The following is a 24,551-nucleotide window of genomic DNA, read 5'->3' on the forward strand; positions in this document are numbered from 1 at the left end:
CGTTGATCAAAAACATAAAAAATTGAAACTCGCTAACCTACTATTTTTGATACTATTCGTCAATGCCTTCGGTCAGACGGATGCTGACAATCAATTGATAAATTACAATTTTCCTAAGATAAGGTCTAGTATTACTATGCCCGTGACCATTCCTCTATCGGAAATAAGCAATATGATTAATGCTTCCGTAAAAGATCTGGTTTATCAGGATGACTCTTACACAGATAATAATAACGACCAGTTTAAAGTTAAGGTCTGGAAAACAAGGCCCATCCGCCTCGTAGGAGGTACCAGTCAGAATCTCCTGATTGAAGTTCCTTTGAAAATCTGGGCAGAAAAAGGTATTGGAACATTAGGCGTTTATACGTATCAGAATACAACTTTTGAAACGGTGATGTCTTTTAATACGACCGTCAATTTTAAAAATAACTGGACCATTACAACCACTACCCGGCCGAACGGCTTCAGATGGGTCACCAAGCCTGTTCTCGATTATGGGAAAATACAGATCCCCATCACCTCTATTGTAGAGAAAAGCCTGCGGGAACAGCAGGAAAAGTTTTCTAAAACCATAGATCAGCAGATGACTACGCAACTGAACTTTCAGCAGTATGCCCTGATGGCCTGGAATACTTTTCTGCAGCCTTTCAATATTTCCGAAGAATACAATACCTGGCTGAAAATAAGCCCGGTTGGAGTGAATATTACACCCCTAAAATTCTACGGAAACCAGATTAATACAACCCTGGGAATAGATATATATTCGGAAACCTTCACAGGAAGTAAACCAGCAGCGTCTTTACCGGTAAGTACAGCCGCCAATTTCAACTTCTCTCCAACCGTAGCAGATAAATTTCTTTTACAGACTACAGCCAATATTCCCTTTACAGAAGCGAGCGGTATGGCAAGAAAAACGTTCTTAAACAAGGAATTTGATATCAGGGATTCCAAAGTGAAAGTGACAGACATCAGAGTCTATGGCGTTGACAACAGAATTGTCATCGAAGCACAGACCGATGGATATTTAAAGGGGACTGCCATTATTTCAGGAATTCCGGTTTATGATGAAGCCAAGAGGAAAATTGTTTTGTCTGATACCAAATTCAAACTTAAAACCGTCAATATTCTTCAGAAGACTGCATCCGTTCTTTTTCAGGGAAAGATCGTCAAGATGATTGAAGAAGAATATGGTATTCCCACCCAGGAGCTCGAAGAAGCCTCCAGAAAAAGTATTGAAGATGCTTTCAACAAAGAATATTATAAAGGATTAAAAATGAGTGGAAAAGTATTCAATCTTAAACCGAGCAAAATTCTTCTGAACAGCACAGGGATTACAGCTGTCATCGACACGAATGCCCAATTAAAGCTGATCGTCAACGGATTTTAAATTAAATAAAGGTTATAAATGAAAAGTATGATGAATATAGCCCTGCCTGATAATACGTTATAACGGATTCAAGACTTCTTCCTTCTACTTCAGTAGTAATAAGAAACCAACCTTGGGACTTACCATTTGGCGGTCTCATAGGTTGAATCTGATCCTATTACTATTTTCAGATAAATCAATAAAAAAACCTCTAATTGAATTAGAGGTTTTTGAGGTACCTAGCGGATTCGAACCGCTGTAGATGGTGTTGCAGACCACTGCCTAGCCGCTCGGCCAAAGTACCATGTCTTACCATTTTTGAGGTGTGCAAATATAATAAAAATTCTTTATGAACAAAAGTTTTTACGCAATTTCTTTCTTTCCAAGGTCCTCAATTTCGCTTTTCTCCTGTTTTTCAGCGTCATAATTTTCATGCCTATTTCCCCGGTTTATCAACAGATGACTTTATCCGCTTCTCTCTTAAAGAAAAAGCATTCACGAGTATAAAGAGATCGTAAAATTGTAGAAGCAACAAACTATGTGGCTTACATTCAAAAATCAAACAAAGCTCTTCCTTTATAGAAGAGCTGATAGATAATGCAAAAAGTAATGATGGATTGAAAATTATTTATACCAAAGATAAAACGTGATCCGCCACCAATTTTATGAGTAGCATCATATCAGGGTAAAAAAAAATCCTCGGAAATTCCGAGGATAAAAACTAATAACCATGAAAACTCAAATTAAACATGAGTTGCATTTGTATATTGAAAAATCGTGCCAAGAATTTCATTTTTATGAAAAAAAATCAATTTTTTTTCATTTTTTGATAATTTTAGTTTGAGATATTAGTCTTAAATTAACATATATTAAAATAAATCGTACAATAGGTAATGATACTGATTACAAAATAAAAACAAATTAAGGCTGTATTGTTAAAAAATCAATAATTTAAAATGAACTAAAGTTGAACGATCTATACTCATAAAATATTCCAGCGTGATTCGGAGTTAAAAGAAAAGTATAGAATGAGCAATTTGGCATAATTTATTCTGCTATTACAGAAATGTATAAATCTAATATCATGGCCCATAAAAATTTTAGAAAAGAAGATTTCGTACAAAACAACGAAAAGCAATATCAGATTGAATTTAAAAAACAGCTGGTAGGTGAAGGAATCAACCTTATTGTAGAAAGACTGAATGAAAAACATGAATATGAAACAATTCAGGCACAGATCACCAGATCCAATGATAGCATATTCATCATTTGGGATCAGCCATTCGATGGAAGGATCATATTTGAAGAATAAAAAAGCCTCCAAGAAGGAGGCCTCAAAAAACACAAATGATGAAAAAAAAATTTTATATCAGAAATAAATTAATCGTTTAATTCTTCCTCAAAGTTATATTCATGTATTTAATTAGTTTATGAGTAGAATCATAAATTAATTTTATTTTCATAAATAATTATTGGTATGATTATTTTACAAAAGCACTATTATATATAAAATAATACAAAATATAACAGTTTATACTTAAAATATCCTACACCCATTACAATATCTATGTAATACAATATAAACTGCTTAACACCTATAATCGCAAAACTCCCCAATTTTTGAGGAGTTTTTAATCATCTGGATGCATATATGGATAAGAATACTGAACAAGTCTATCAGATTCTTATATCAAAAGTAGATCAAATTTTACCGTTGTTATATGAGCGGAATCATAATCTGTATACATTTTCAGGTAACAGAAAAGAAACGGCCTCCTTACGGAGGCCTAAAAAACACAAATGATGAAAAAAATCTATTTAGAAAAATCCAAACAGAGTATCTTAATCGGCTGCTGTCACGCTAACCGGATATAGTCAGTTTTTGATTTATGACGACGTCTAATAAAAAATCCCCGTGCTGAGGATTTGTAAATGTAAGGAAATATTTTGTTTTCACAAAGTTATTCTTCCCATGCAATAGGAACATAGATCGTAATATACCCATCCGCGTCCACATTGGCTTCAGAAACAGTAGCAATTACCGTTCCATAACCTACCCAGCCGCCTTGCCCCTGTATCCCGGAGAAAGAATAGGTTCCTGCAGGGATATCTTCTTCTGAATACTGTGGAAGTGATCTGTTATAACCATTGCTGTAATAAGTTTCGCCAGTAACCGTATTTTCTGCGACAAAACCACCCAAATCATATCCGGAACCTGAAAGAATTTTTGTTCCAGTCTGTGAAAGCAATCCATAACGAACTTTAAACGTCTGGGTTTTCACTTGCTTATCTGATACTTCTGAACGGGTATCAGATTTTCCTTCTACTAAATTCCCGGAGGAAAACGATGTTGTAACAGTCAGCAGTCCTATAACCGCTGATGCTGTAAAAATTACTTTTTTCATATTAAGATAACTTGATATTTCAAATATAGCTAACTTATATGAATTGAATGAAAATAATTGATTAACAAAAAATTACATTGAATAATTCCAGAATTGGCCGTAAACGCGCTTGATAAAAACAAAGTGTTTCAGAGCATACCTGCTCATTCTGATCATGGAGAATATATATTTTGAAATCATAAATTTCAACTTTAACAGTCTTTAACTAAACTTGGCTTCATAATTGAAAATAAAACTAAAACTAAGTCGAATGGCTTAAGCTTATTAAAATTTGAGTTATGAAAAAGATTGTATTGGCAGGTTTTTTATCCGTTTTTTTAATGACGGCCTGCAAAAAAGATGACCGAACTGCTGAAAAATCTCTGGAACAACAAAAGCTTGAGTTTCAGGCCAGACAGCTTGAAATAGAAAAACAAAAACTGGCTATTGAAAAAGAAAAGCTGGTGTATGAAGCCCAGAAAAAAGCAGACAGCATTGCGGAAAGAAAAACAAAAGCGACTGCTGAAAATAATTCAAGACCACAAGTGATAAGAGAAACCAGAACGGTATATAGAGACCGAAGATCGAACTCGAATTCCGGAAGTAGCAGCAATGGAAATTACGCGAACAACGGAAGTGGCACTTCACAGGGAACCACTCAGAAAAAAGGAATGAGTAAGGCCGCTAAAGGAACTATTATCGGTACGGTAGGTGGTGCAGCAGCAGGTGCTATTATTGCTAAGAAAAACAGAGGACTCGGTGCTGTGATTGGTGGCGTTGTAGGAGGAGCCACAGGATATACCATCGGTAGATCCCAGGATAGAAAAGACGGAAGAGTACAACCCCGCTAATATATTTTAACAGGAACATATTATAAGATTGCTTATTTTTAAGCAATCTTTTTTTATGGTATTACTTCTGATTTCCTCAGTTTTTATTATTCCGGTTCTTATAGGCTGGGGAAAACTCGTGGAGCCTGTTTTCGGGATTTTATTTGAAGGGATCAGTGGAAAAGTATTGTCCGGAATCCTGGCAATCAGCCTGCTATGGACGGTAATCTCTTTTTTTTTTCCCCTCAATATTTATATAGAAATTCCAACCCTTCTGCTGGGGCTGTTTTTCTTCTTCAGGAGTAAACTCTACATGGATCTTTATCTGTTGACTAAAAATGATTCTCTGCTCTTCGCTGGAATTTCAATGGTTATTCTTCTGGCAGGCTCATTTTATCCTTATATCCTGGACCATTTCGGTTATTATGTACCTACCATTAAATGGCTTACAGAATATGGATTAATAAAAGGAATTTCCAATCTGGACCTCACTCTGGGGCAAATGTCGGTCTGGCATATCTTTCAGGCAGGCTTTTCTCATTTCTCAGATCCTTTTTTAAGGATCAATACCGTACTCCTGATAATATATACCTTATACAGTATCGAAAAGAAACACTGGATTCACCTTTTTTTTCTTCCTGTATTATTCATGTTTTCACAATCACCAAGCCCTGATCTTCCGGTGATTGTCTTTGCATTAATTATTGTCAATGAAATTCTGTCTGAAAATAAAAATACGTTTCTTCTTTTTGCATTTTCAGTATTCGTTTTTGCCATAAAACCTACAATGATCTGGCTTCCGCTTCTTGTTTTCTTATGGGCTGTATTGATTTTAAAATCAGATTATAAAAAACTGTATTTTGGAATTCTCATTCTCCTTTTATTCTTTATCAAGAATCTCTGGACATTTGGGTATCCTGTTTTTCCGGTTGCCACAGGAGATCTGGAATTATCCTGGAAGCCCAATCCAGAAGTTTTAAAAATATCGTCGCAGTATGCTGTTCAGAAGACCTATGATATGCAGTATTCTTACGAAGAAATTCAAAAATTTTCAACATTTCAATCAATCAGAAACTGGCTTTTTTTAGATGGTATTAAATCTAAAATTAATATTTTATTTATTCTGAGTTTACTTGTTTTTTCTCTGTTTGCATGGATAAAAAAAAGAAAGCTCATTTATCTTATCTGTATTTCTATATTCATAAAAAGCATCATCGTTCTGATCTTTTCAGCACAGTACAGATTTTTTATCGATGTGTTTTTTGTCATATTCTTTATTCTGTTCTACGAGTATTTCAACCGTAGAACATCCATTGCAGCTTTTACCGTATTGAGTGTATGTTTTATTTCAGCACTCTCTTTCCCTGTTATGATCAGGCAGTATATTCCAAGTTTCAGACTGGGAAGCTTTTTGGCTGGGATAAAAAAAGAGCAGTTTTACAAGCCACTAACATATAAATATTTAAAATTCAACTCTTTTAAAACCGGAAATCTATACTTTAATGTCTCTAAAAATTATCCCTATAACTTTGACACCCCTGTTCCTTCTATTTCTCCTGAATATATTTCCGATGATGTAAAAGCAGGAATTTTCCCTCAGCTTTTGGATAAAAATGACATAAAAAAAGGATTTATCTGGAAAAAAATGACGCCAGAAGAAAAAAAGGAAGCTGAAAAGGTGATCTATACTATAAAAAAGGATGATAAATAGAACAAATCCTCAAACTTTATTATGTGGAGAAAAAAAGGTAATTTTGTATTATGTTCAACACATTAGGTAATCTTCTTAGTCTTACAACATTTGGAGAAAGTCACGGAGTGGCTTATGGCGGTATCATCAATAATTTCCCAGCGGGCTTAACGGTAGATCTGGATCAGGTTCAGTACGAACTGAACCGGAGAAAACCGGGTCAGTCAGCAATCGTTACCCAAAGGAAAGAAAGTGATACTGTAAAGTTTCTTTCAGGAATCTTTGACGGAAAAACCACGGGAACTCCCATCGGTTTTATCATTGAAAACGAAAATCAGAAATCAAAGGATTATGACCATATTGCTGGAGCATACCGTCCCAGCCATGCTGATTTCACTTACGATCAGAAATTCGGTTTCAGGGATCATCGTGGGGGTGGAAAATCTTCCGCAAGAGAAACAATGAACTGGGTGGTAGCCGGTGCATTGGCAAAACAGCTGTTACCGGATATTCAGATCAATGCCTACGTTTCTTCGGTAGGTGATATTTTTTGTGAAAAGCCGTATCAGGCCTTAGATTTTTCTAAAACAGAAACGAATGATGTTCGTTGCCCTGATGCTGAAACCGCAGAAAAAATGATTGCCAGAATCAAAGAGATCAAAAAAGAAGGCAATACCATCGGCGGAACCATTACCTGTGTCATCAAAAATGTTCCTGTAGGAATTGGAGAGCCTATTTTCTCGAAACTTCAGGCCGAACTGGCTAAGGCAATGCTTAATATCAATGCCTGTAAAGGATTTGAGTATGGAAGCGGTTTCTGTGGTGCAAAAATGACCGGAAAAGAGCATAACGATGCCTTCAACACAGATTTTACGACAAAATCCAATCTTTCCGGAGGTATTCAGGGAGGTATTTCCAATGGAATGGATATTTATTTCCGTGTGGCCTTCAAGCCTGTAGCCACCATCTTAAGACCGCAGGACAGCATAGATAAGGAAGGAAATCCTGTCACTGTAGAAGGAAAAGGCCGTCATGACCCTTGTGTAGTTCCAAGAGCAGTGCCCGTAGTGGAAAGCCTTGCAGCATTTGTACTGGCAGACCTCTTCCTGATTAATAAAACAAGAAACATCAATAATTTTTAACATAAATATATTTTGGTAATGAAAAATTACTGGGATCAGGGGATTTCATTTGAGAAATACCTTCAGATAGCAAAAGAGAGATTAGAGCATCCTGCCAACCCGCAAGAATCTGAATATAAACAATATTACGAGCTGGGACTTCAGCGAATGGACAGAACTGTAAAGAAGTATGTTCCCGATGAAGAACAGCTAAAAGAACTGGCTGCCAAAAACTTTGACGGAAAAATTTTAATTATTTCCGAAGCATGGTGTGGTGATGCAAGTGCAACAGTACCTGCACTCTTCCGCTTTTTTGAAGGCCATAATAAAGTGCGCGTCTTTTTGAGAGACAGTGATAAAAGCCTTATCAATCAGTTTTTGACTAACGGAACAGAGTCTATTCCTAAAGTTCTTATTCTGGATAAGGACTTCACCGTAAAAAATACATGGGGACCTCGCCCGAGATATGGGTATGAGCTTCTTATGAAGTACAAGGCTGATCCTGAGGGGTACCCGAAAGACAGCTTTTATAATGACCTGCAAATCTATTATGCTAAAAACAGAGGTAAGGATGCAGTTCAGGAAATTTTAGATCTGCTATAAAAAAAGAATATGAAAAAGAGCCTTATTTATATTGTACTGATCCTCATTATCGGTGTTATAGCCTTTATACCGGGCGTAAAAGATTTTCTGAGGGAGCAGTTCTTCCCAATTGCAACTATTGAAAATGCTGTACATGTAAATGAAGAGGACTACGATGTAGACCTGAAAGGAATCAATGCACCCAGCACCAATCTCAAAAATTTTAAGGGGAATAAAGCCGTTTTTCTGAACTTCTGGGGGACCTGGTGTCCACCATGTCGAAAAGAATGGCCAAGCATTCAGAAACTGTATGATTCCAGAAAAGGGAATGTAGATTTTGTGCTCATCGCCATGAATGATAAGGAGGAAGATGTAAGAAAGTTTTTAAAAGAAAACAATTATACCGTCCCGGTGTATATTGCCCAAAGCCCCATTTCTGAAAAAATTCTCCCGAAAGTTTTTCCTACCACTTTCCTGCTGGACAAAACAGGAAGGATCATGATCAAGGAGGATGCATCAAAGGATTGGGATACAGAGACTGTGCATCAGTTCATTGACAACATCATAAAATAATTTTTTAACTTATTTTATAATTTGTTGGTACAGGATTTGCGAAATTTATAGCATTGAAAAATTTATTTAATCCAAACACAAAATGAAATATTCAAAATTAAATCTTGCAAAAGAAGCTATCAGTCACAAGGGCTTTATAAAAAAGATCCCTGATATTTTCAGAATGGTCAAAATGTGGAGAAAAGGAATTTATCCTATGAGATCTATTGACATCATTCTTCCTTTACTGGGAGTTTTGTACGTGATCTCTCCAATAGACCTTCTTCCCGAGTTTGCCATACCGGTACTCGGTGTCATGGATGACCTGGCAGTATTGTCGCTTACCATCCCTAAACTGGTAAAAGAAGTAGACAAATTTCTGCTATGGGAAGCCGAACTGAAATATAAGGGCACCCAGGTTATTGATGCCGAAATCGTAAAATAATAATTTATATAGTATCAAGCCATCCCGTGAGATCCGGGGTGGTTTTTTTATTTACAAATGAGTGATAAATTTTTAAGCCTTATTTCAAATTCTTAAATTTGCAAAATCTAATAAAAAATAATGGAAAGTAAAAAAGAGTTCTTCTTAGAGTGTTACAAGCTGGGGATCATTAAATTCGGGAGATTTACATTAAAAAGTGGAATTGAAAGCCCGTTCTATGTAGACCTGAGACCTTTGGCCTCAGATCCTAAAATTTTAAAAAATCTTGCTAATTATCTGTTGGAGATGCTTCCGCTGGATAATTTTGATCTAATCTGTGGAGTTCCTTATGCTGCTCTTCCTATGGCGACAGCAATGTCACTGGAAAGCTATATTCCATTAATTATTAAAAGAAAAGAAGCGAAGAACTACGGAACCAAAAAGCTAATTGAAGGGATTTACCAGAAGGGACAGAACTGCCTGTTGGTAGAAGATGTGATCACTTCGGGGAAATCGTTGGTAGAAACCATTGCCGAAGTGGAGCAGGAAGACCTTAAAGTTTCGGATATTGTGGTCGTACTGGACAGAGAACAGGGCGGAAAACAATTATTGGAAAGCAAAGGATACAGAGTACACACTCTTTTCAATATTTCTGAAGTCTGTGGAATTCTTCAGGAGAACGGAGAATTATCTGATGAGGAGGTGGCAAGAATTCAGGATTTCCTTCAGGGTAACCATATTCAGTTTGAAGAGGAAATCAGACTTTCTTATGAGCAAAAACTTCAAAATGCCCAGCATTCGGTTTCAAAAAAATTACTGGAAACCGCTCTCGCAAAACAATCCAATCTGATTGCCTCTGCTGATGTTACAACAACACAGGAGCTGTTGGATCTTGCTGAAAAAGTAGGCCCGCATATCATCGCTTTAAAAACCCATATCGATATTATCTCAGACTTCAATTACGAAAATACAATCACTCCTTTAAAAGAAATTGCGGCAAGACATCAGTTTTTACTGATGGAAGACAGAAAATTTGCAGATATCGGAAATACTCAGGAGCTACAGTTTACCAGTGGTGTTTTCAAAATTACCAATTGGGCAGATTTTGTAACTTCACAGGTCATTGGTGGATTCGAGTCTCTGGACTGCTTCAGCAATGTAGGGGTGGTAGCCATTGTAGGTATGTCATCCAAAGGCACGCTTACTACTGCCAGCTACCGTGAAGAAGCTTTAAAAATAGCACTGTCTCATCCTAACGTAATCGGCGGAGTGTCCCAGAATAAAATTCCTGAAGATCTATTGTTATTCACACCCGGTGTAAACCTGGCAGATTCGGGAGATGGAAAAGGACAGCAGTATAATACCCCCGGGCATGTCTTCAAAACACTGCATACCGATTTTATTATTGTAGGAAGGGGAATCTACAAATCACAGGATCCTGAAGCTTCTGCAGTAACTTATAAAACTGAAGGCTGGAACGCGTATATTAATTCTTTGGAAAAAAAGGAGATTAAGAATTAAAACTCTCTAAAGTGTTTACAAAATAAGTTATATTTGAGCCTTTATCACCACTATTTGAAAAAGATCAGCATTTGCCTTATTTTATTTTGGGGAACCTTACAGGTTTCTGCACAGAAAGACAGTATTCATATTGAAGCTAAACTTTCTGCAGACCGAAAAATACTTGAAGTCAATCAGAAAATTGTTTATTACAATTATTCTGACAAAGACCTCAATACAGTAAAGCTTCTGAATTGGGTTTCTGCATACAACAGACGTGGAACGTCTTTGGTCTACAGAAAACTGGAAGATAGAAATAATGATTTGCATTTTGCAAAAGGCGACCAAGTGGGAAAACTTCTGGAACTGAACATCACAAATTCAGAAAATGAGAATATCCCTCTCAATACCTTAGCTGATGAAAATCTTTTCCTTCCTCTGAAAAAGGTGGTAAAACCTGGTGAAAGTATTACTTTACAGTTACAATACACGATGCAGCTCCCTGATAAAAGATTTACAGGGTACGGAACTTCCGGACAGAATACTGCTTTAAAATATTTCTTTATTGTTCCGGATCATTTTGATCCGGACAATATATCTCCAAGAAGTTACAATGATATCGAAGAGTCGGTAAGCTTCAACACGTACTGGACTATCAATTTTGACATCCCGGTCAACCATTTTATTGAAGGTAATTTACCCCAAATCCAGATGAATTCTTTTAAAGGCTACCTGGATTCTGATCCCGAATTTTTAATTTCACAAACCCAATATCCCTCCATAAAAATTAACAATGAAGGGATAGATACCGAGATTAAGTTTGGTTACACATTAAAACCGGAAGAAAAACAAAATCTTGAATTCTATCTTCCGCTTCATCTGAAGTTTCTAAAGGAAAAAACAGGAGCCCTTCCTGGAAGAATTTTCATTTCAGATAAGTTCAGAAATAATGAGGATTTTTTCGGTAACAATGATATCACTTTCTGGAAATTCAGATTCAGGCTGTTTACAGATGCTGAGAAAACCGATCTTGACTACTTTGGGATCATCACCAAGAAAGTCCTTGATCAAAACATCATTGCCGATAAGGAAAAGGACCATTGGTTTAAAAACGGGTTAAAATCTTATCTTGAAATCCAATATCTGAAAAAATTCTACAGAGACACAAAGATTCTGGGAAATTTGCCGGAAACCAGAATTTTTGGATTAAAGCCTTTAAAATTATTTCATGCCTCCAAAGTAAAACTTCTGGACCGCTACGGACTGGCATATCAGTATATCATGCTGCAGAATCTGGATCAGAAAATCGGTGAAGACTTCAGCGCATTGAGTAACTTTAATGATATGGCCATCAGCGGCTTTGAAACGGGAAGTCTGTTCAGCTATTCTGCTGAAAAAATGGGAAGTGACAGTTTTAATGAGATCGTAAAAAACTATGTCTCCCGCAATTCAGGTAAAAGAACTCATCCTGAAGACTTCCTCAAAGATCTTTCGCAAAAAGATACCTCGACAAGCTATCTGACAGATTTTTTTAAACAGAAAAACAGGGTAAATTTCAGGTTAAAACACATTGACAAAGAAAACGATTCCCTACAGATCAGAATTGCAAAAAACACCAATGCTTCCATACCTGTAAAACTGGAAACTGAAACCAGAGAAGGAGAAAAAAAAGTATATTGGATAGATACAGAGGAAGATAAGCGTATGACCAGCCTATCTGTTCCTGCTTCGGATAATATTTATAAGGTAACCCTAAACAGCGGCTATATTTTTCCTGAATCGAGTTACAGGGACAATTTTCTTTATGCCAAAGGATTATTCTCAAATGCTAAAAAAATAAAGTTTAAATTAATAAAGGATATCCCTAATCCGGAATACAATGAGATCTATGTAAGCCCAAGGGTACGGTTCAACAATACATACGATAAATTTCTTCTGGGCGTCAACTTAAAAAATCAATCTTTATTTGATCAGAAGTTTTTGTACTCGGTCACACCTACCTACAGTACAGGAACAGGAAAACTGACCGGTTCCGGAGCAGTCTCCTACTCTTTTCTTCCGGCAGAAAGTTTTATCCGAAGCCTTACTTTTGGAGTTTCGGGAGCCTATTTCCATTATGATTATGGTCTGGCCTACAGAAAGGCATCAATTGCTTCCACACTCAGTTTCAGAAAAGACCCGAGAAGCACGGTAAGCAGAAGCATCGGAATTTCCTATAATTATTTTGAAAGAGATCTGAGTGCAAAAATGATTGCCAATAACGATTACAGTAAATATAATCTGTGGAGTGCAGGTTACGGGTACAGCGATAGCCAGATGATTCATGAAAAAAGTCTAAGCCTCAGTACTCAGGGAATGGAGGATTTCAATAAAGTAACCGCAGAAGGTTTTTACAGATGGGAATTTGCCCCAAGACAAAAACTGAGCCTTCGTTTGTTTGCGGGCTATTTTCTTCGAAACGACACCAGAAACAACCTTTTTAATTACGGAATTTCAAGAGTTTCAAACTATGCCTTCTCTTACAGTCTGTTAGGTGAAAGTGCCAGCAGCGGACTTCTTTCACAACAGTTTATTCTGGCTGACGGTGGTTTTAAATCTTTTATCCCTGGAACGGTCAATCAATGGATCACCTCTATGAATGTGGATTCCAGTGTATGGAAAATCTTCCATGTGTATGCTGATGCAGGAATCTATAAAAATAAAGATATGCCCGCTAAGTTTATATGGGACAGTGGTATTAAAGTACGAATTATTCCGGATTTTCTGGAGGTTTATTTCCCGATACAATCATCATTAGGATTCGAGCCGGCATTTAAAGACTATGCAAAACGGATCAGGTACACACTCGTTCTGAATCTTGGTTCTATCATCAATGCTGCCCGGAGAGGCTGGTATTAGTGAAAGCAAAAGAACAGCTGTGCCAGCTGTTCTCCATCTATTATCCTATTATTAAAACTAATCTTTAACGATTTTCTGTGAAATCGGAACGTTATTTATAGTTCCCGTCACTATATAAGTTCCTTTTGGAAGTTCTTCAATATCCAGAAAAGACGCAAACTTTGTAGGTGATTTTTTGACAATTTGCCGGTAGGAATCAAATACTTTTATATTCTGAACATCAGTTCCGAAAATAATTCTTCCATCTTTAACAAAAGGGTTCTGTACGAAACCCGACAGTACTGCTCCCTCAAGAAGGTCTGCCAATTGATCAGTACTTTCTGCTCTCCTGATAATGGTCGTTATGGTGGGAGATGGTGCAGGCTTATTTCCTTTATACTGATCTGCATTGGGGCCATATCCAATAAAGTCAAGTACATTGGGAGCTGTAGGCCCTGTTACCTGGACAATATTTCCTGCAAGAGCAATTTTACCGGATGTACCTGAAAACTGTATTCCTGATAAAGAATTGGGTGTACCGTCAAAATTGTTGACAACAGTGGCAATAAAATCCGGTGTCGGCAGGTCTACAACCCCATTGGCAATTGCAGCTTCCTGAATAAGATAAGTCTGATCGGGTCCCAAAGTAAGATCGGGCAAAGTATGATATTGGGTAAAAGCTCCTACTGCCGGAGCATATTGTATACTGGCTCCCGTTAACGAAACAAAATTGGTCCCGGTATTCCTGAGAATAATATAACTGTTCTTTGGTAATGTACTGGCATTTTCGGTGCCCCCATAGATCTCACTGATGATAATCTGGGCGTTTGTAAAGGCAGCCATCATTATTAAACCGGCAATAGTAAAAATTTTTTTCATTTAAATAATTTTAGAACTAAGCTGTGGTAAAAACATCAAAAACGGTACCACGGCCTTGGGAAATTTACAAAAAAAACATCACAAATAGGCTATATAATAATCCACAAAAACAAGGTCCTTAATATAAAAAGTCCGGCTATTTCTTCGAAATGGCCGGACTTTTTATAATTGATCTCAATCTAGATTAGTTTTTTAGAATTTTTTGAGATACTGCTTCTTTATTTACTGTACCTGTAACGATATAATTCCCTTTTGCCAGCTCAGCAACGTTTAGGGTTCCATTTTGTTTTACAGAAGCTTCTTTTACAATCTGTCCAAACATGTTAAATACTTTCACATCTTTAACATCAGCCCCGAAAGCAATTTCATTGTTTGTAACGAAAGTATTTTTAACCATTCTGTATTTTGAAGCCAAAACTTCGCCAACTGCTAAAGTTCCTGTAGTTACAGAGAAATCATCAAATGCAACAAGCGTAGAATTATTGTAAGCACGTACCTGTAAACGTAATTTAACAACATTGGCTGGAGCTGTTACTGTAACAGAATACTGAGTCCAGGTGGTACTGGTTGGTAAATAACCGTTATTTGGTCCTCTAAGAGGGTCTGTAGCTGCAGTAGCACCCTGATATATTGCTCCATTTGCCGCATCTAAATAATTCGCCCATATTCTTGCATCTGTATTGTCCCCACTAGCCTTATACCAAAAAGATATTGTATATGTGGAGCCAGGGTTTACCGCTATTTCCTGCTCAAATCCAGTTGTGGCAGTTGCACCAGTATACTGCACAGAATTTATTCCGCCATGCGGATCAGTTGTTGTTATAGTTGGCAAATAGTATGCTGTGCCAGAGCCTGGGTTAGTTGCTGTCCAACCTGTGGTTCCGTTTTCAAAACCAGGGTTGTTAACTAAATTTTGTGCGCTTACAAAAGCTGTAGCAGCTACAATTCCTAAAATAGTAAAGATCTTTTTCATAAATAATTTTTTTTTAAGTTCTAAAGTAAAAATACAAAAAAACCGATAGGCACCGAAAGTAGCATTGTATATTTAACAATTAATTAAAGTAGCCTGTTACAGATTTCTCAGAGATGGCTTAATCATAGGCGTTCACAGTAACGAAATAAATCCCATTTAGTAGATTTTTTTTGCAATTCCACCATCGAAAAATCACAGTCAGCTGAAATTTTTACAGTTTAAGTTACCTTACACATACTACCCTATTTGTACTCCGTATGCGAACCTCCTGTCAATTACATCTGCTTAAAATTTTCAAGATCTTACCTTGTATTATTTATAATTTCAGGATTAACATGACTCTTACCTCTAAAGCCCTCACAATATTTGAATTAAATTTCTGTTAATAATAGTTGATCCCTTACTGTTAACATTTTTTAATTATTTTTACGAATTATTTTAAGGACTTGCGGAATTGTATTATTCTATTCATGTTATTCTTCCTAGGCATATTTTCAGGAAATGCCCAGGTTTTTTCATGGAAGAATCCCAACGTTCCCGAAGACAGCATAAAAAAGGACAGTATTTTAGCGGCCAGACTTGAGCAGGATATCTTCGCCAAAGATACTCTGGACTTCATCAGAACCAATAATAAGATCATTATTGACGAGGCGGTGCTCGCAAAAAATGACAAAAAGAGGTTTCTGGGAGAACTTAATTCCAAAGGGTCTATTATCAGGGGAATTACTTTTGGGAACAACCAGGGTCAGTCCGTACAAAGTTCTATGGATCTCCAGATTTCCGGAAGACTTTCAAAGGATGTCACAATTCTGGCCAGTATTTCGGATCACAACCTGCCTATTCAGGCTGATGGTTATACCCAGACTTTAGAGGAATTTGACAAGATCTATATGCAGCTCAATATAAAAGATAAATCTATTTTGAGGGCAGGTCACCTTGATCTTGTAGAGGCCAAGAATTACTTTGCCAAATATCAGCGGAGAAGTATGGGAATCCAGTTCCAGACTATATTGGGGAAAGAAAACAAAACTCTTATTGATGTCTCTGCAGGAGTTGCACGAAGTGAATTTCACAGGATCCGTTTCCAGGGGGTGGAAGGGAACCAGGGGCCATACCGTCTTACCGGTAAAAACGGTGAACAGTTTATCACCCTGATCTCAGGCTCTGAACAGGTTTTCATCGATGGAATCCTGATGAAAAGAGGAGAAAACCAGGATTATGTCATCAACTACAATACGGGAGAAGTGACTTTTACCAGTTTCCGCCCTATCTTCCAACAGAACTTTATTACCATTTCTTATAATTACGCCAACAGGAATTATTCGAGGTACCTGTTTACGGGAAAGCTTGAGCATCAGAGAGAGCGGTTTAAAGTGGGCCTGAATTGGTTCATGGAAAATGATAACAAAAATGCGCCCCTCTCATTAAACTTATCCAAAGAAGATGAACAGATCTTAGCTGATGCAGGTAATGATCCTAATTTGATGTATGCACCCTCTGGCGTGATTACTGAATATGACGTTAATAAAATTTTATACCGTCTTAATCCTGCCGGAAATTTTTATGAATTCTCAACGGATCAGAATGATACGCTTTACCAGGTTTCTTTTACCTATTTTGGGGCAAACAAGGGAGATTATAAAACTTCTCAGACTACAAATAATGGCCGTGTCTTTGAGTATGTAGGTCAGAATGCCGGTGATTACCGCGCTGTAAGAAAATTACCTTCACCCCAAAAATCGCAGGTCTACACCTTAAATTCCGAATATCTGCTGAACGACGGAAAAATCGGTACAGATATCTCATTAAGCAATTATGATGTCAATTTATTTTCATCGAAAGATGCGGATCAGAATATCGGGTATGCATGGAGGGTTTTTGGAAATAAAACTTTTACAAAAAATGCATGGAAAGGAACGCCGAGTTTTGAATATCAATATATCGACAGACAATTTCATATCCTGGATCGTATCAATGATGTGGAATTCTCCAGGGATTTTAACCTTGCCCAGGAATTCAACAAAAGAACGCAAAACAGATTTATTTTCAGTTTCCTGAACAAATGGAATAATAAATCCACAATCAACTACCGTGTCAACTATCTGAATGAGCAGGATTCTTATAAGGGCATTAAAAATGATCTGGATTTTGGCTGGATCACAGGAAAGTTCTTCACAAAAGGAAACTTGTCTTACCTGAATACAACCGCAACGTTACAAGATACCAAATTCATCCGCGGTGGTGTTTCTACGGAGTTTACCGGTAAAAAAGGAAGCTGGGCGATAGGAGGAAGCATGGAGCATAATGAAAAAAAGTACAACGATACCCAACTCATGGATGTGACGAGCTTCAGCTGGAAAGAACTTTTTGTACAGAAGAAAATCGGGGACAGTACCCGGACAAAGCTATTGGCAAAAGTGTATATGCGTGATAATGATTCCGTACGGGATAACAGGCTCCAGAACATGAATAATATCCTGGGAATCATGGCTGAAAGCCAGATCATCAAGACTGAGCGAACGACTTTAAATGCATTGATTCATTACAGAAAATTTTTCTATTCCGGTGCCGAATCTGATGTCATACGAAACAATGACTTCGTGGTTGGAAATATTCTTTATAATCAACAGCTTTTCAGAAACGGGATGCGCCTTCAGGCTTTTTATGAACTTGGGAACGGGCAGGAAGCGCAGCGGGAATTCCAATACCTTAAAGTGACAGATGGACAAGGTGTATATAAATGGACCGATTATAATGGTGACGGTATTCAGCAGCTGGATGAATTTGAAATTGCTGAGTATTCCGACCTTGCTCAGTATATCCGTGTGTACACCAATTCCGTACGCTATATTCCGTCCAATAAAAATAAACTCCAGTTGGCCTTATTTGTCAATCCGGCGATTGTTTTCAATTCTGAAAATGCATTTTTGAAGCGATGGAACTTTAATATTTCATTAAATTCACAGAACTCATTCTATAAAAAAGATAAAGTCCTGGTGCTGAATCCGTTTGAAAAAAACAGTGATCAGATTCTTAAGAACCAGAACATTCTGACCTCAGTACAGTTTAATCCCACAGATCAATCCGGCTGGAACGGAAACTACCGGTTTATTTCCAATGACAATCTGATCAATGCCAACTTCAGTAATGAGGAACGCGAGCAGACCTCTCATTTCCTGAATATCGGCTACTGGTTCAATAAAGAATTCAGAATCGACTGGGAGAATTCGGTACATGATATTAAAAATTCATCCCAATTGTTTACAACAAGGGATTACCGGTTAAATAATTTTGAAACCAAGCCCAAAGCAACCTATAAATTCACCGATGCCATCCAGGCCGAACTTTCTTCTGCCTTCCGTCAGAAGGAGAGGTTAGACGGGGAAGAGCTGTTAAAGGCATTCGACATTACAGGAACCGTACAGTGGGAACGCAGAAAAACTTCCATCCGGGGTAATTTTTCCTTCATCAGCAATAATTTCACCGGAAATAACTTCAGTATCGTAGGAAACCAGATGCTGGATGGTCTTAAGCCTGGAAAAAACCAGGTATGGAGTGTATTCATTCAGCAAGCCATCAACTCTTTTATTCAGCTTAATCTGAATTATGAAGGTCGAAATTCAGGGGACAGAACCATCCATATTGGCAGCATGCAGGTAAAGGCAAGCTTCTAACAACTTACTCTCACACCACAACATTTTTAAGTCTAGCTTCTTTCATTCATCGTACACCAGACTCTACATCATACTGATAGATATTATCATATTTTCTTATAATTAGAATTTTGTAAATTTGCACCATGATAAAAATAGGCAACATAGAACTGCCGGAATTTCCGCTTTTGCTAGCCCCAATGGAAGATGTAAGTGATCCTCCGTTCAGACGTTTGTGCAAAATGCATGGTGCAGATTTAATGTATTCAGAATTTATTTCTTCTGAAGGCTTAATTCGCGATGCGATCAAAAGCCGTAAAAAACTGGATATCTTTGATTATGAACGACCGGTTGGCATACAGATTTTTGGTGGGGATGAGGAAGCAATGGCTATGTCCGCCAGGATTGTAGAAACCGTAAATCCGGACCTGGTTGATATTAATTTTGGATGTCCGGTAAAAAAAGTTGTCTGCAAAGGTGCCGGTGCCGGCGTTTTAAAAGATATTGATCTGATGGTTCGCCTTACTAAAGCAGTGGTGAGTTCTACTCATCTTCCTGTGACCGTTAAAACCCGTTTGGGCTGGGACAGCACCTCCATTAACATCGATGAGGTAGCGGAACGTCTTCAGGAAACAGGCATCAAAGCATTAACGATACATGCCAGAACCCGTGCACAAATGTACAAAGGGGAAGCAGACTGGGAACACATCTCAAGAATCAAACAGAATCCTAATATTGAAATTCCAATTTTTGGTAATGGTGATATAGATTCTCCAGAAAAGGCTTTGGAATACAAACAGAAATACGCTTGTGACGGAATTATGATCGGACGAGCTGCCATCGGATATCCATGGATTTTTAATGAAATCAAGCATTTCTTTAAAACCGGAGAACACCTGGCCGCTCCCACCATTGCTGACCGTCTGCTAGCTGTGCGCCAACATGCGGAATGGAGTGCAGAATGGAAAGGCGAGAGATTGGGATTGGTAGAAATGAGACAGCATTACAGCAATTATTTCAGAGGAATTCCACATTTCAAAGAGTTTAGGAAAAAATTCCTTGAAGTTTTCACTCTAGTGGAAATGGACAGCTTAATTAAAGAGACTCAACAGTTTTACGAAGAATATCAGGAACAGGTATAAACAAAAAAACCATCAATTGAATTGATGGTTTTTTTTTCCTTTTAATAGAATTTAGTATCCTTCTGACGAGGTCTGGTTCTTTATTAATGCAAGTGCTGATGAGGTACCAATTCTTTGTACACCCATACGGATCATTTTCTCAGCATCTTCAGGGGTTCTTACCCCTCCGGCAGCCTTTACAGGAAGTTTCCCGGCATTGTCGAGCATGATTTTTATCCCTTCAAAGGTTGCTCCGTTCGGTTTTCCACCCGTGGTTTCATAAAATCCCGTTGAAGATTTTACAAAGATTCTGGACAGATCACTTTCTGAAAAATTCTCTGTTGCCCAGGTGGAAATCTTTTGGGTAAGATCAGCAATCTGATCATCAGTTAAAGCAGCAATTTCAATAATCCATTTTACAACTTTATGATGGTTAAGGGATAGCTGTGTACATTGTATAAATTCATCTTTTACCAATGCGGTATCTCCTTCAAGATAGGCACTATAATTAATAACAAAATCCAGTTCATCTGCTCCGTCTTCAATGGCTTTTGAGGCTTCTGTAAGCTTCTCGTCCACTGAATAAGTTCCTTCGTGAAAGCCAATTACAGTCCCCACTACAACATTTGAATTTCTTTCCTGGATATATTTCCTGATCTCCTTTACATAGTCCGGGCGGATCATTACAGCAAAAATGCCATGATCAATCGCTTCCTGAGCAAGTTCTTTATCTTTTTGAAGAGTTTCTTCGTTTGAAATACCTGACTGTTGTGGTGTCTTCAGATATGTGGAATCCAAATAGTGGGCTACGTTCATAATAATTATACTTTCAATTGTCTGTAAATACCTTGTTCTAAAGATATAAAGGTTTCTGTTCTTGTTACTCCTTTTAATTTCTGAATTTTGCTGAGAATCTGCATCAGATGATCATTGTCTTTGCATAGCACCTTTAGAAATATGGTATAATTTCCTGTAGTATAGTGGGCTTCCACTACTTCATTGATGTCATGCAGAGATTTTACTACATCCGGATAGTGACTGGGCTGGTCCAGAAATACGCCAATATAGGAGATGACCTTGTACCCGATTTTTTTGGGATTAAGGAATGAGATTGAGTTTTCAATGACTCCGGCGTGTTCCAATTTTTTGATTCGTTGATGTACAGCTGTAGTGGAAATTCCTACATTTTTTGAAATGTGAGCTAAAGAAGTTTTAGCATTGTCCATCAGCATGTAGATGATTTCTTTGTCAATCGAATCTAAATGATAGCTTGTGTTACTCGAATTTTTCATTTTCTACTTTTTTATTATCTATGTTTTTTATCGTAAACTTTTAAATTTAACAAAAACCGGAAAATGGTCGCTGTATCCGCCCAAATACCGCGTACCGGCATATGTTCGGAAGGGACGTCCTTCAAAATTTCTGACCCTGCTGCTGATTTTTTCAGAATTAAAAATATGAGCACTCTGAAAAGACAGAACACTATTATCGAGAAGGGATCTCGACATCATAATCTGATCATAAAGCAGTCCAGATTTATAATGAAAAGTAGAATAATTTCTTGTAGAAAACAATTCCTGAAAAGGGTTCATCAAAACCTTCTCATGATCATTGTCATAGAGAATTTGTACTAAATTTTCATCATCCGGGTTTTCGTTAAAATCACCACACAATATCACATGTTCTTTATCATCATCTACTATTTTCATGATTCGTTCACGAATCTCACTCAATATAAAGGCTCTTTTTGGTTTATTGATATCTTTCTCGCGCTTAGAGGGAAGATGGGCGATAAAGACATTAATAATTTCCCCTTTATATTTTATTTTTGAAAAAAGTACGTCTCTGGTTGTGTCGTAATTTCCTGTGTTTTTATTTATTATCTCAAAAAAGAAAGTAATGGTTTCAGAATCGATCACCTCTACTTTATTTTTATTATATAACATGGCTACATCTACCTTTCTCTCATCCATAGAATTGTAATGTACAATTCCATATTCAGAATTAAAAGGGTCCATCATGACAAGATCTTCTAAAACTTTCCTTCCGGAAACTTCAGATAATCCTATGATGAATGGCAGTGTACCATTATCCTCCTTCATTAATTGAAAAACGTGAGAAATTTTAAAAAGCTTGTTTTTATATCTTCTCTCGTCCCAGTTTCTCAAACCTGACTTTGTAGGATCAAGTTTATGGATAGGTTTTGGATCTGGTAAAAATAAATTTTCGACATTATAAAAAGAGAACAACTCCATCAGCACAAATTTCTATACTTTAATTTATTATGTTCTTTTCCTTAAAATGTAAATTTATTATTTTTTTTCAAATCTCATTGAGGGCCTAATATATACTAAAATCAATTTCCAGTAATAAACAATTCAAATATATTAAAAAATATCAATAATACCAATGACCATGAATTAAATATTCAATTATTTCAAAAATATACCGTAAATATTGAAATCAAATAAAATATCATGAAAAATAAAATATTTAAAATAAAATTTCAAAAACAAGCAAAATCACACGATTTTTTCCGTATTTTATAGTCATGCAACAAATATTATTCCATTCGACAAAAAGCCTGATGGAATATGTGTTTGAAGCAAAAATTATTTTCGTTAGTTTTAAAGCAGATCCGGACGTTTTTCTTTTGTAATTCTTACGGCTTCATCATGTCTCCATTCTTCAATTTTCCCAAAATTTCCGCTTAGCAGAACCTTGGGAACTTCCAGTCCTTTATACGTCTCCGGTCTTGTGTAAATGGGTGGAGAAAGAAGGTCATCCTGAAAACTATCAGTCAATGCACTTTGTTCATCATTCAGAACTCCAGGAAGCAAACGGATAATGGAATCAGCAAGAACACACGCTGCCAACTCTCCTCCGGTAAGGACATAATCGCCTATTGAAATTTCTTTGGTAATATGAAGATCTCTCACCCGCTGATCTATTCCTTTATAGTGTCCGCAAAGAAATATCAGGTTATTTTTAATAGATAAAGAATTGGCTATTTTCTGATTAAGGGTGACCCCATCAGGAGTCAGATAGATGATCTCATCATAATTTCTCTGAGACTTAAGTTCAGAAATACATTTGTCCAGAGGCTCCACCATCATGACCATTCCCGCACCGCCTCCATAAGGTTCATCATCAATCTGTCTGTGCTTATTGACAGCCCAGTCTCTGAGGTGGTGAAAGTGCACTTCTGCCAAACCTTTATCCATTGCTCTCTTCAAAATAGAAGTTGTAAACGGACTTTCCATCAGTTCCGGAAGTACGCTTATGATATCAATTCTCATTGTAATGTTTCGTTTTTCTTACTAGGTAATATAATTAATCTTAAAGAAGAATCTTTGTTGATATAGCTCCACATCCAGTTGAAGAATATGGCAAGCTTATTTCGAACGCTCAAAATGAGCATTAAGTGGAGAAACATCCAGAAATACCAAGCCAGGAATCCCTGAAACTTTATAAACGGCAGATCAACAACGGCTCTGTGTTTTCCAATTGTTGCCAGGGAGCCTTTGTCGTCGTATTCATACTCCTTCCACTCCTCTGTATTTTTCTTTAAAAGATTTTTACCTAAATTTTTGGCCTGATTAATAGCTACGTTGGCTACCTGTGGATGTCCCTGTGGATATTTTGGGGTTTCCATGTAGGCAATATCTCCAATTGCATAAATAGTATCGTAACCCTTTATTTTGTTGTATCGATCTACTATATATCGGTTCCTGACCAGTTTTTCTTCAGGAAAACCAGCTATGACATTCCCGGTTACTCCGGCTGCCCAAATCACATTATTAGACGGAATCGCGCGGCCGCTTTTCAAGTGCACCTTATCGCCATCATAATCTGTCACTACCTCTCCGCTCAGAAAAGTAACACCAAGATCTTTCAAATATTTTTCGGATTTTTCCTGGGCTTCACTGCTCATTACGGCAAGGGGTTTTTCGGTAGAGCTTACCAGTATTATCTTCAGCTGGTCAAAGTTCATATAAGGATAATCTCTGGGAAGGATATCTTTTTTCATTTCAGCAAAAGCACCCGCCAGCTCAACTCCCGTGGGTCCGCTTCCTACAATAACGATATTCCAGTTTCCGTCGTCGCTGCGGCTTTTCTCAATGATGAGTTTCTCAAACGTCATCAGCACATGATTTCTGATACTGATAGCTTCCTGGGTATTTTTCATTCCGAAGGCTTTTCCTTCGAGCTCTTTATTACCGAAAAAATTAGTTTTACAACCTGTTGCAATGATCAGTTTATCATAGGTAAATTCGGCTTCATCCGTAATCACTTTATTGTTGACAGGATCAATCTCCCTTACATCGGTCATCCGGAACTGTGTATTTCTGGACTGCTGAAAAATCTTTCTGAAGGGAAAAGAAATATTGGAAGGTTCTATCCTTCCTGAGGCAACCTGATAAAAAAGCGGTTGAAACATATGATGATTCATCCGATCCAGAACAATAACTTTTTTGTTCTTATTATTCAATGTTTTTGCAAGCTGCAGCCCCGCAAATCCTCCTCCTATAATGATGATTTTTTCGCGTGTTTCCATAATACACAAATTTACTGATTTTATTTAGCATTTAGCAGTGA

20 protein-coding genes and 1 tRNA gene are annotated in these 24,551 nt (G+C 37.2%); 12 read left to right on the forward strand and 9 right to left on the reverse strand.

Annotation, left to right across the window (positions count from 1 at the left end; all coding sequences use genetic code 11):
* The first annotated feature begins 22 nt into the window (after positions 1 to 22).
* On the forward strand, positions 23 to 1,387 hold the full coding sequence (locus DRF67_RS08820) for a DUF4403 family protein (protein WP_115927934.1): 1,365 nt from the start codon (positions 23 to 25) through the stop codon (positions 1,385 to 1,387).
* A 212-nt stretch (positions 1,388 to 1,599) separates the two neighbouring features.
* Here DRF67_RS08820 and DRF67_RS08825 read toward each other — a convergent pair.
* Positions 1,600 to 1,670: transfer RNA gene (locus DRF67_RS08825), tRNA-Cys, on the reverse strand.
* 780 nt (positions 1,671 to 2,450) lie between these two features.
* Between DRF67_RS08825 and DRF67_RS08830 the strand changes: the two genes are divergently transcribed.
* Positions 2,451 to 2,678 carry a glutathione synthase gene (locus DRF67_RS08830; RefSeq protein WP_115928029.1) on the forward strand — a complete coding sequence of 76 codons (228 nt, stop codon included), beginning with the start codon at positions 2,451 to 2,453 and terminating at the stop codon, positions 2,676 to 2,678.
* 649 nt (positions 2,679 to 3,327) lie between these two features.
* On the opposite strand, the gene DRF67_RS08835 is transcribed toward DRF67_RS08830, so the two are convergent.
* Positions 3,328 to 3,771 carry a hypothetical protein gene (locus tag DRF67_RS08835; RefSeq protein WP_115927935.1) on the reverse strand — a complete coding sequence of 148 codons (444 nt, stop codon included), beginning with the start codon at positions 3,769 to 3,771 and terminating at the stop codon, positions 3,328 to 3,330.
* Positions 3,772 to 4,049: 278 nt separating this feature from the next.
* Here DRF67_RS08835 and DRF67_RS08840 point away from each other — a divergent pair, with 278 nt between their 5' ends.
* The 8 genes from DRF67_RS08840 to DRF67_RS08875 all read left to right on the forward strand — a co-directional run bounded on the left by DRF67_RS08840 (position 4,050) and on the right by DRF67_RS08875 (position 13,347).
* Complete coding sequence (locus tag DRF67_RS08840; RefSeq protein WP_115927936.1) at positions 4,050 to 4,601, forward strand: YMGG-like glycine zipper-containing protein; 552 nt, start codon at positions 4,050 to 4,052, stop codon at positions 4,599 to 4,601.
* A gap of 55 nt (positions 4,602 to 4,656) precedes the next feature.
* The gene (locus DRF67_RS08845; RefSeq protein ID WP_115927937.1) at positions 4,657 to 6,291 is read left to right on the forward strand and encodes an LIC_10190 family membrane protein; all 1,635 of its coding nucleotides are present in this window, start codon (positions 4,657 to 4,659) and stop codon (positions 6,289 to 6,291) included.
* 50 nt (positions 6,292 to 6,341) lie between these two features.
* Positions 6,342 to 7,412 (forward strand): chorismate synthase, encoded by a 1,071-nt coding sequence (aroC, locus tag DRF67_RS08850; RefSeq protein ID WP_115927938.1) that lies wholly within the window; start codon positions 6,342 to 6,344, stop codon positions 7,410 to 7,412.
* Positions 7,413 to 7,430: 18 nt separating this feature from the next.
* The gene (locus DRF67_RS08855) at positions 7,431 to 7,994 is read left to right on the forward strand and encodes a thioredoxin family protein (RefSeq protein ID WP_115927939.1); all 564 of its coding nucleotides are present in this window, start codon (positions 7,431 to 7,433) and stop codon (positions 7,992 to 7,994) included.
* 9 nt (positions 7,995 to 8,003) lie between these two features.
* Positions 8,004 to 8,546 carry a TlpA family protein disulfide reductase gene (locus DRF67_RS08860; RefSeq protein ID WP_115927940.1) on the forward strand — a complete coding sequence of 181 codons (543 nt, stop codon included), beginning with the start codon at positions 8,004 to 8,006 and terminating at the stop codon, positions 8,544 to 8,546.
* 82 nt (positions 8,547 to 8,628) lie between these two features.
* On the forward strand, positions 8,629 to 8,970 hold the full coding sequence (locus DRF67_RS08865; RefSeq protein WP_115927941.1) for a YkvA family protein: 342 nt from the start codon (positions 8,629 to 8,631) through the stop codon (positions 8,968 to 8,970).
* A 120-nt stretch (positions 8,971 to 9,090) separates the two neighbouring features.
* Complete coding sequence (pyrF, locus tag DRF67_RS08870) at positions 9,091 to 10,470, forward strand: orotidine-5'-phosphate decarboxylase (RefSeq protein ID WP_115927942.1); 1,380 nt, start codon at positions 9,091 to 9,093, stop codon at positions 10,468 to 10,470.
* 33 nt (positions 10,471 to 10,503) lie between these two features.
* A complete protein-coding gene (locus DRF67_RS08875; RefSeq protein WP_115927943.1) occupies positions 10,504 to 13,347 on the forward strand; it encodes a gluzincin family metallopeptidase in 2,844 nt (947 codons plus the stop codon).
* 57 nt (positions 13,348 to 13,404) lie between these two features.
* Here DRF67_RS08875 and DRF67_RS08880 read toward each other — a convergent pair whose 3' ends face one another.
* Both DRF67_RS08880 and DRF67_RS08885 read right to left on the reverse strand, forming a co-directional pair.
* Positions 13,405 to 14,205, reverse strand: a complete 801-nt coding sequence (locus DRF67_RS08880; RefSeq protein ID WP_115927944.1) for a T9SS type A sorting domain-containing protein — start codon at positions 14,203 to 14,205, stop codon at positions 13,405 to 13,407.
* A gap of 184 nt (positions 14,206 to 14,389) precedes the next feature.
* Positions 14,390 to 15,178, reverse strand: coding sequence for a carbohydrate binding domain-containing protein (locus DRF67_RS08885; RefSeq protein WP_115927945.1), 789 nt, complete (start codon positions 15,176 to 15,178; stop codon positions 14,390 to 14,392).
* Positions 15,179 to 15,648: 470 nt separating this feature from the next.
* Between DRF67_RS08885 and DRF67_RS08890 the strand changes: the two genes are divergently transcribed.
* Positions 15,649 to 18,852 (forward strand): hypothetical protein, encoded by a 3,204-nt coding sequence (locus DRF67_RS08890; RefSeq protein WP_115927946.1) that lies wholly within the window; start codon positions 15,649 to 15,651, stop codon positions 18,850 to 18,852.
* 125 nt (positions 18,853 to 18,977) lie between these two features.
* Positions 18,978 to 19,973, forward strand: coding sequence for a tRNA dihydrouridine synthase DusB (gene dusB, locus DRF67_RS08895; protein ID WP_115927947.1), 996 nt, complete (start codon positions 18,978 to 18,980; stop codon positions 19,971 to 19,973).
* A gap of 51 nt (positions 19,974 to 20,024) precedes the next feature.
* Here dusB and deoC read toward each other — a convergent pair whose 3' ends face one another.
* From deoC to DRF67_RS08920, 5 genes are all read right to left on the reverse strand, one after another.
* Entirely contained in the window at positions 20,025 to 20,771 is a 747-nt protein-coding gene (deoC, locus tag DRF67_RS08900; RefSeq protein ID WP_115927948.1) for a deoxyribose-phosphate aldolase, read from the reverse strand.
* A gap of 2 nt (positions 20,772 to 20,773) precedes the next feature.
* The gene (locus DRF67_RS08905) at positions 20,774 to 21,244 is read right to left on the reverse strand and encodes an Lrp/AsnC ligand binding domain-containing protein (RefSeq protein WP_115927949.1); all 471 of its coding nucleotides are present in this window, start codon (positions 21,242 to 21,244) and stop codon (positions 20,774 to 20,776) included.
* Between the two features lie 27 nt (positions 21,245 to 21,271).
* Entirely contained in the window at positions 21,272 to 22,207 is a 936-nt protein-coding gene (locus DRF67_RS08910) for an endonuclease/exonuclease/phosphatase family protein (RefSeq protein WP_115927950.1), read from the reverse strand.
* Between the two features lie 372 nt (positions 22,208 to 22,579).
* Positions 22,580 to 23,251, reverse strand: coding sequence for a tRNA (guanosine(37)-N1)-methyltransferase TrmD (gene trmD, locus DRF67_RS08915; RefSeq protein WP_115927951.1), 672 nt, complete (start codon positions 23,249 to 23,251; stop codon positions 22,580 to 22,582).
* Positions 23,248 to 24,510: an NAD(P)/FAD-dependent oxidoreductase gene (locus DRF67_RS08920; protein ID WP_115927952.1), complete on the reverse strand. Its 1,263-nt coding sequence runs from the start codon at positions 24,508 to 24,510 to the stop codon at positions 23,248 to 23,250. The genes trmD and DRF67_RS08920 overlap by 4 nt, the downstream gene beginning before the upstream one ends.
* Between the last annotated feature and the right edge of the window lie 41 nt (positions 24,511 to 24,551).

The organism is Chryseobacterium pennipullorum (assembly GCF_003384725.1).
Taxonomy (GTDB): domain Bacteria; phylum Bacteroidota; class Bacteroidia; order Flavobacteriales; family Weeksellaceae; genus Chryseobacterium; species Chryseobacterium pennipullorum.

Bases quoted from the DNA above. Each gene is read 5' to 3' on its own strand.
- DRF67_RS08830 (WP_115928029.1), top strand. From the start codon at position 2,451: ATGGCCCATAAAAATTTTAGAAAAGAAGATTTCGTACAAAACAACGAA.
- DRF67_RS08835 (WP_115927935.1), bottom strand. From the start codon at position 3,771: ATGAAAAAAGTAATTTTTACAGCATCAGCGGTTATAGGACTGCTGACT.
- DRF67_RS08840 (WP_115927936.1), top strand. From the start codon at position 4,050: ATGAAAAAGATTGTATTGGCAGGTTTTTTATCCGTTTTTTTAATGACG.
- DRF67_RS08845 (WP_115927937.1), top strand. From the start codon at position 4,657: ATGGTATTACTTCTGATTTCCTCAGTTTTTATTATTCCGGTTCTTATA.
- aroC (WP_115927938.1), top strand. From the start codon at position 6,342: ATGTTCAACACATTAGGTAATCTTCTTAGTCTTACAACATTTGGAGAA.
- DRF67_RS08855 (WP_115927939.1), top strand. From the start codon at position 7,431: ATGAAAAATTACTGGGATCAGGGGATTTCATTTGAGAAATACCTTCAG.
- DRF67_RS08860 (WP_115927940.1), top strand. From the start codon at position 8,004: ATGAAAAAGAGCCTTATTTATATTGTACTGATCCTCATTATCGGTGTT.
- DRF67_RS08865 (WP_115927941.1), top strand. From the start codon at position 8,629: ATGAAATATTCAAAATTAAATCTTGCAAAAGAAGCTATCAGTCACAAG.
- pyrF (WP_115927942.1), top strand. From the start codon at position 9,091: ATGGAAAGTAAAAAAGAGTTCTTCTTAGAGTGTTACAAGCTGGGGATC.
- DRF67_RS08880 (WP_115927944.1), bottom strand. From the start codon at position 14,205: ATGAAAAAAATTTTTACTATTGCCGGTTTAATAATGATGGCTGCCTTT.
- DRF67_RS08885 (WP_115927945.1), bottom strand. From the start codon at position 15,178: ATGAAAAAGATCTTTACTATTTTAGGAATTGTAGCTGCTACAGCTTTT.
- DRF67_RS08890 (WP_115927946.1), top strand. From the start codon at position 15,649: ATGTTATTCTTCCTAGGCATATTTTCAGGAAATGCCCAGGTTTTTTCA.
- dusB (WP_115927947.1), top strand. From the start codon at position 18,978: ATGATAAAAATAGGCAACATAGAACTGCCGGAATTTCCGCTTTTGCTA.
- DRF67_RS08905 (WP_115927949.1), bottom strand. From the start codon at position 21,244: ATGAAAAATTCGAGTAACACAAGCTATCATTTAGATTCGATTGACAAA.
- DRF67_RS08910 (WP_115927950.1), bottom strand. From the start codon at position 22,207: ATGGAGTTGTTCTCTTTTTATAATGTCGAAAATTTATTTTTACCAGAT.
- trmD (WP_115927951.1), bottom strand. From the start codon at position 23,251: ATGAGAATTGATATCATAAGCGTACTTCCGGAACTGATGGAAAGTCCG.
- DRF67_RS08920 (WP_115927952.1), bottom strand. From the start codon at position 24,510: ATGGAAACACGCGAAAAAATCATCATTATAGGAGGAGGATTTGCGGGG.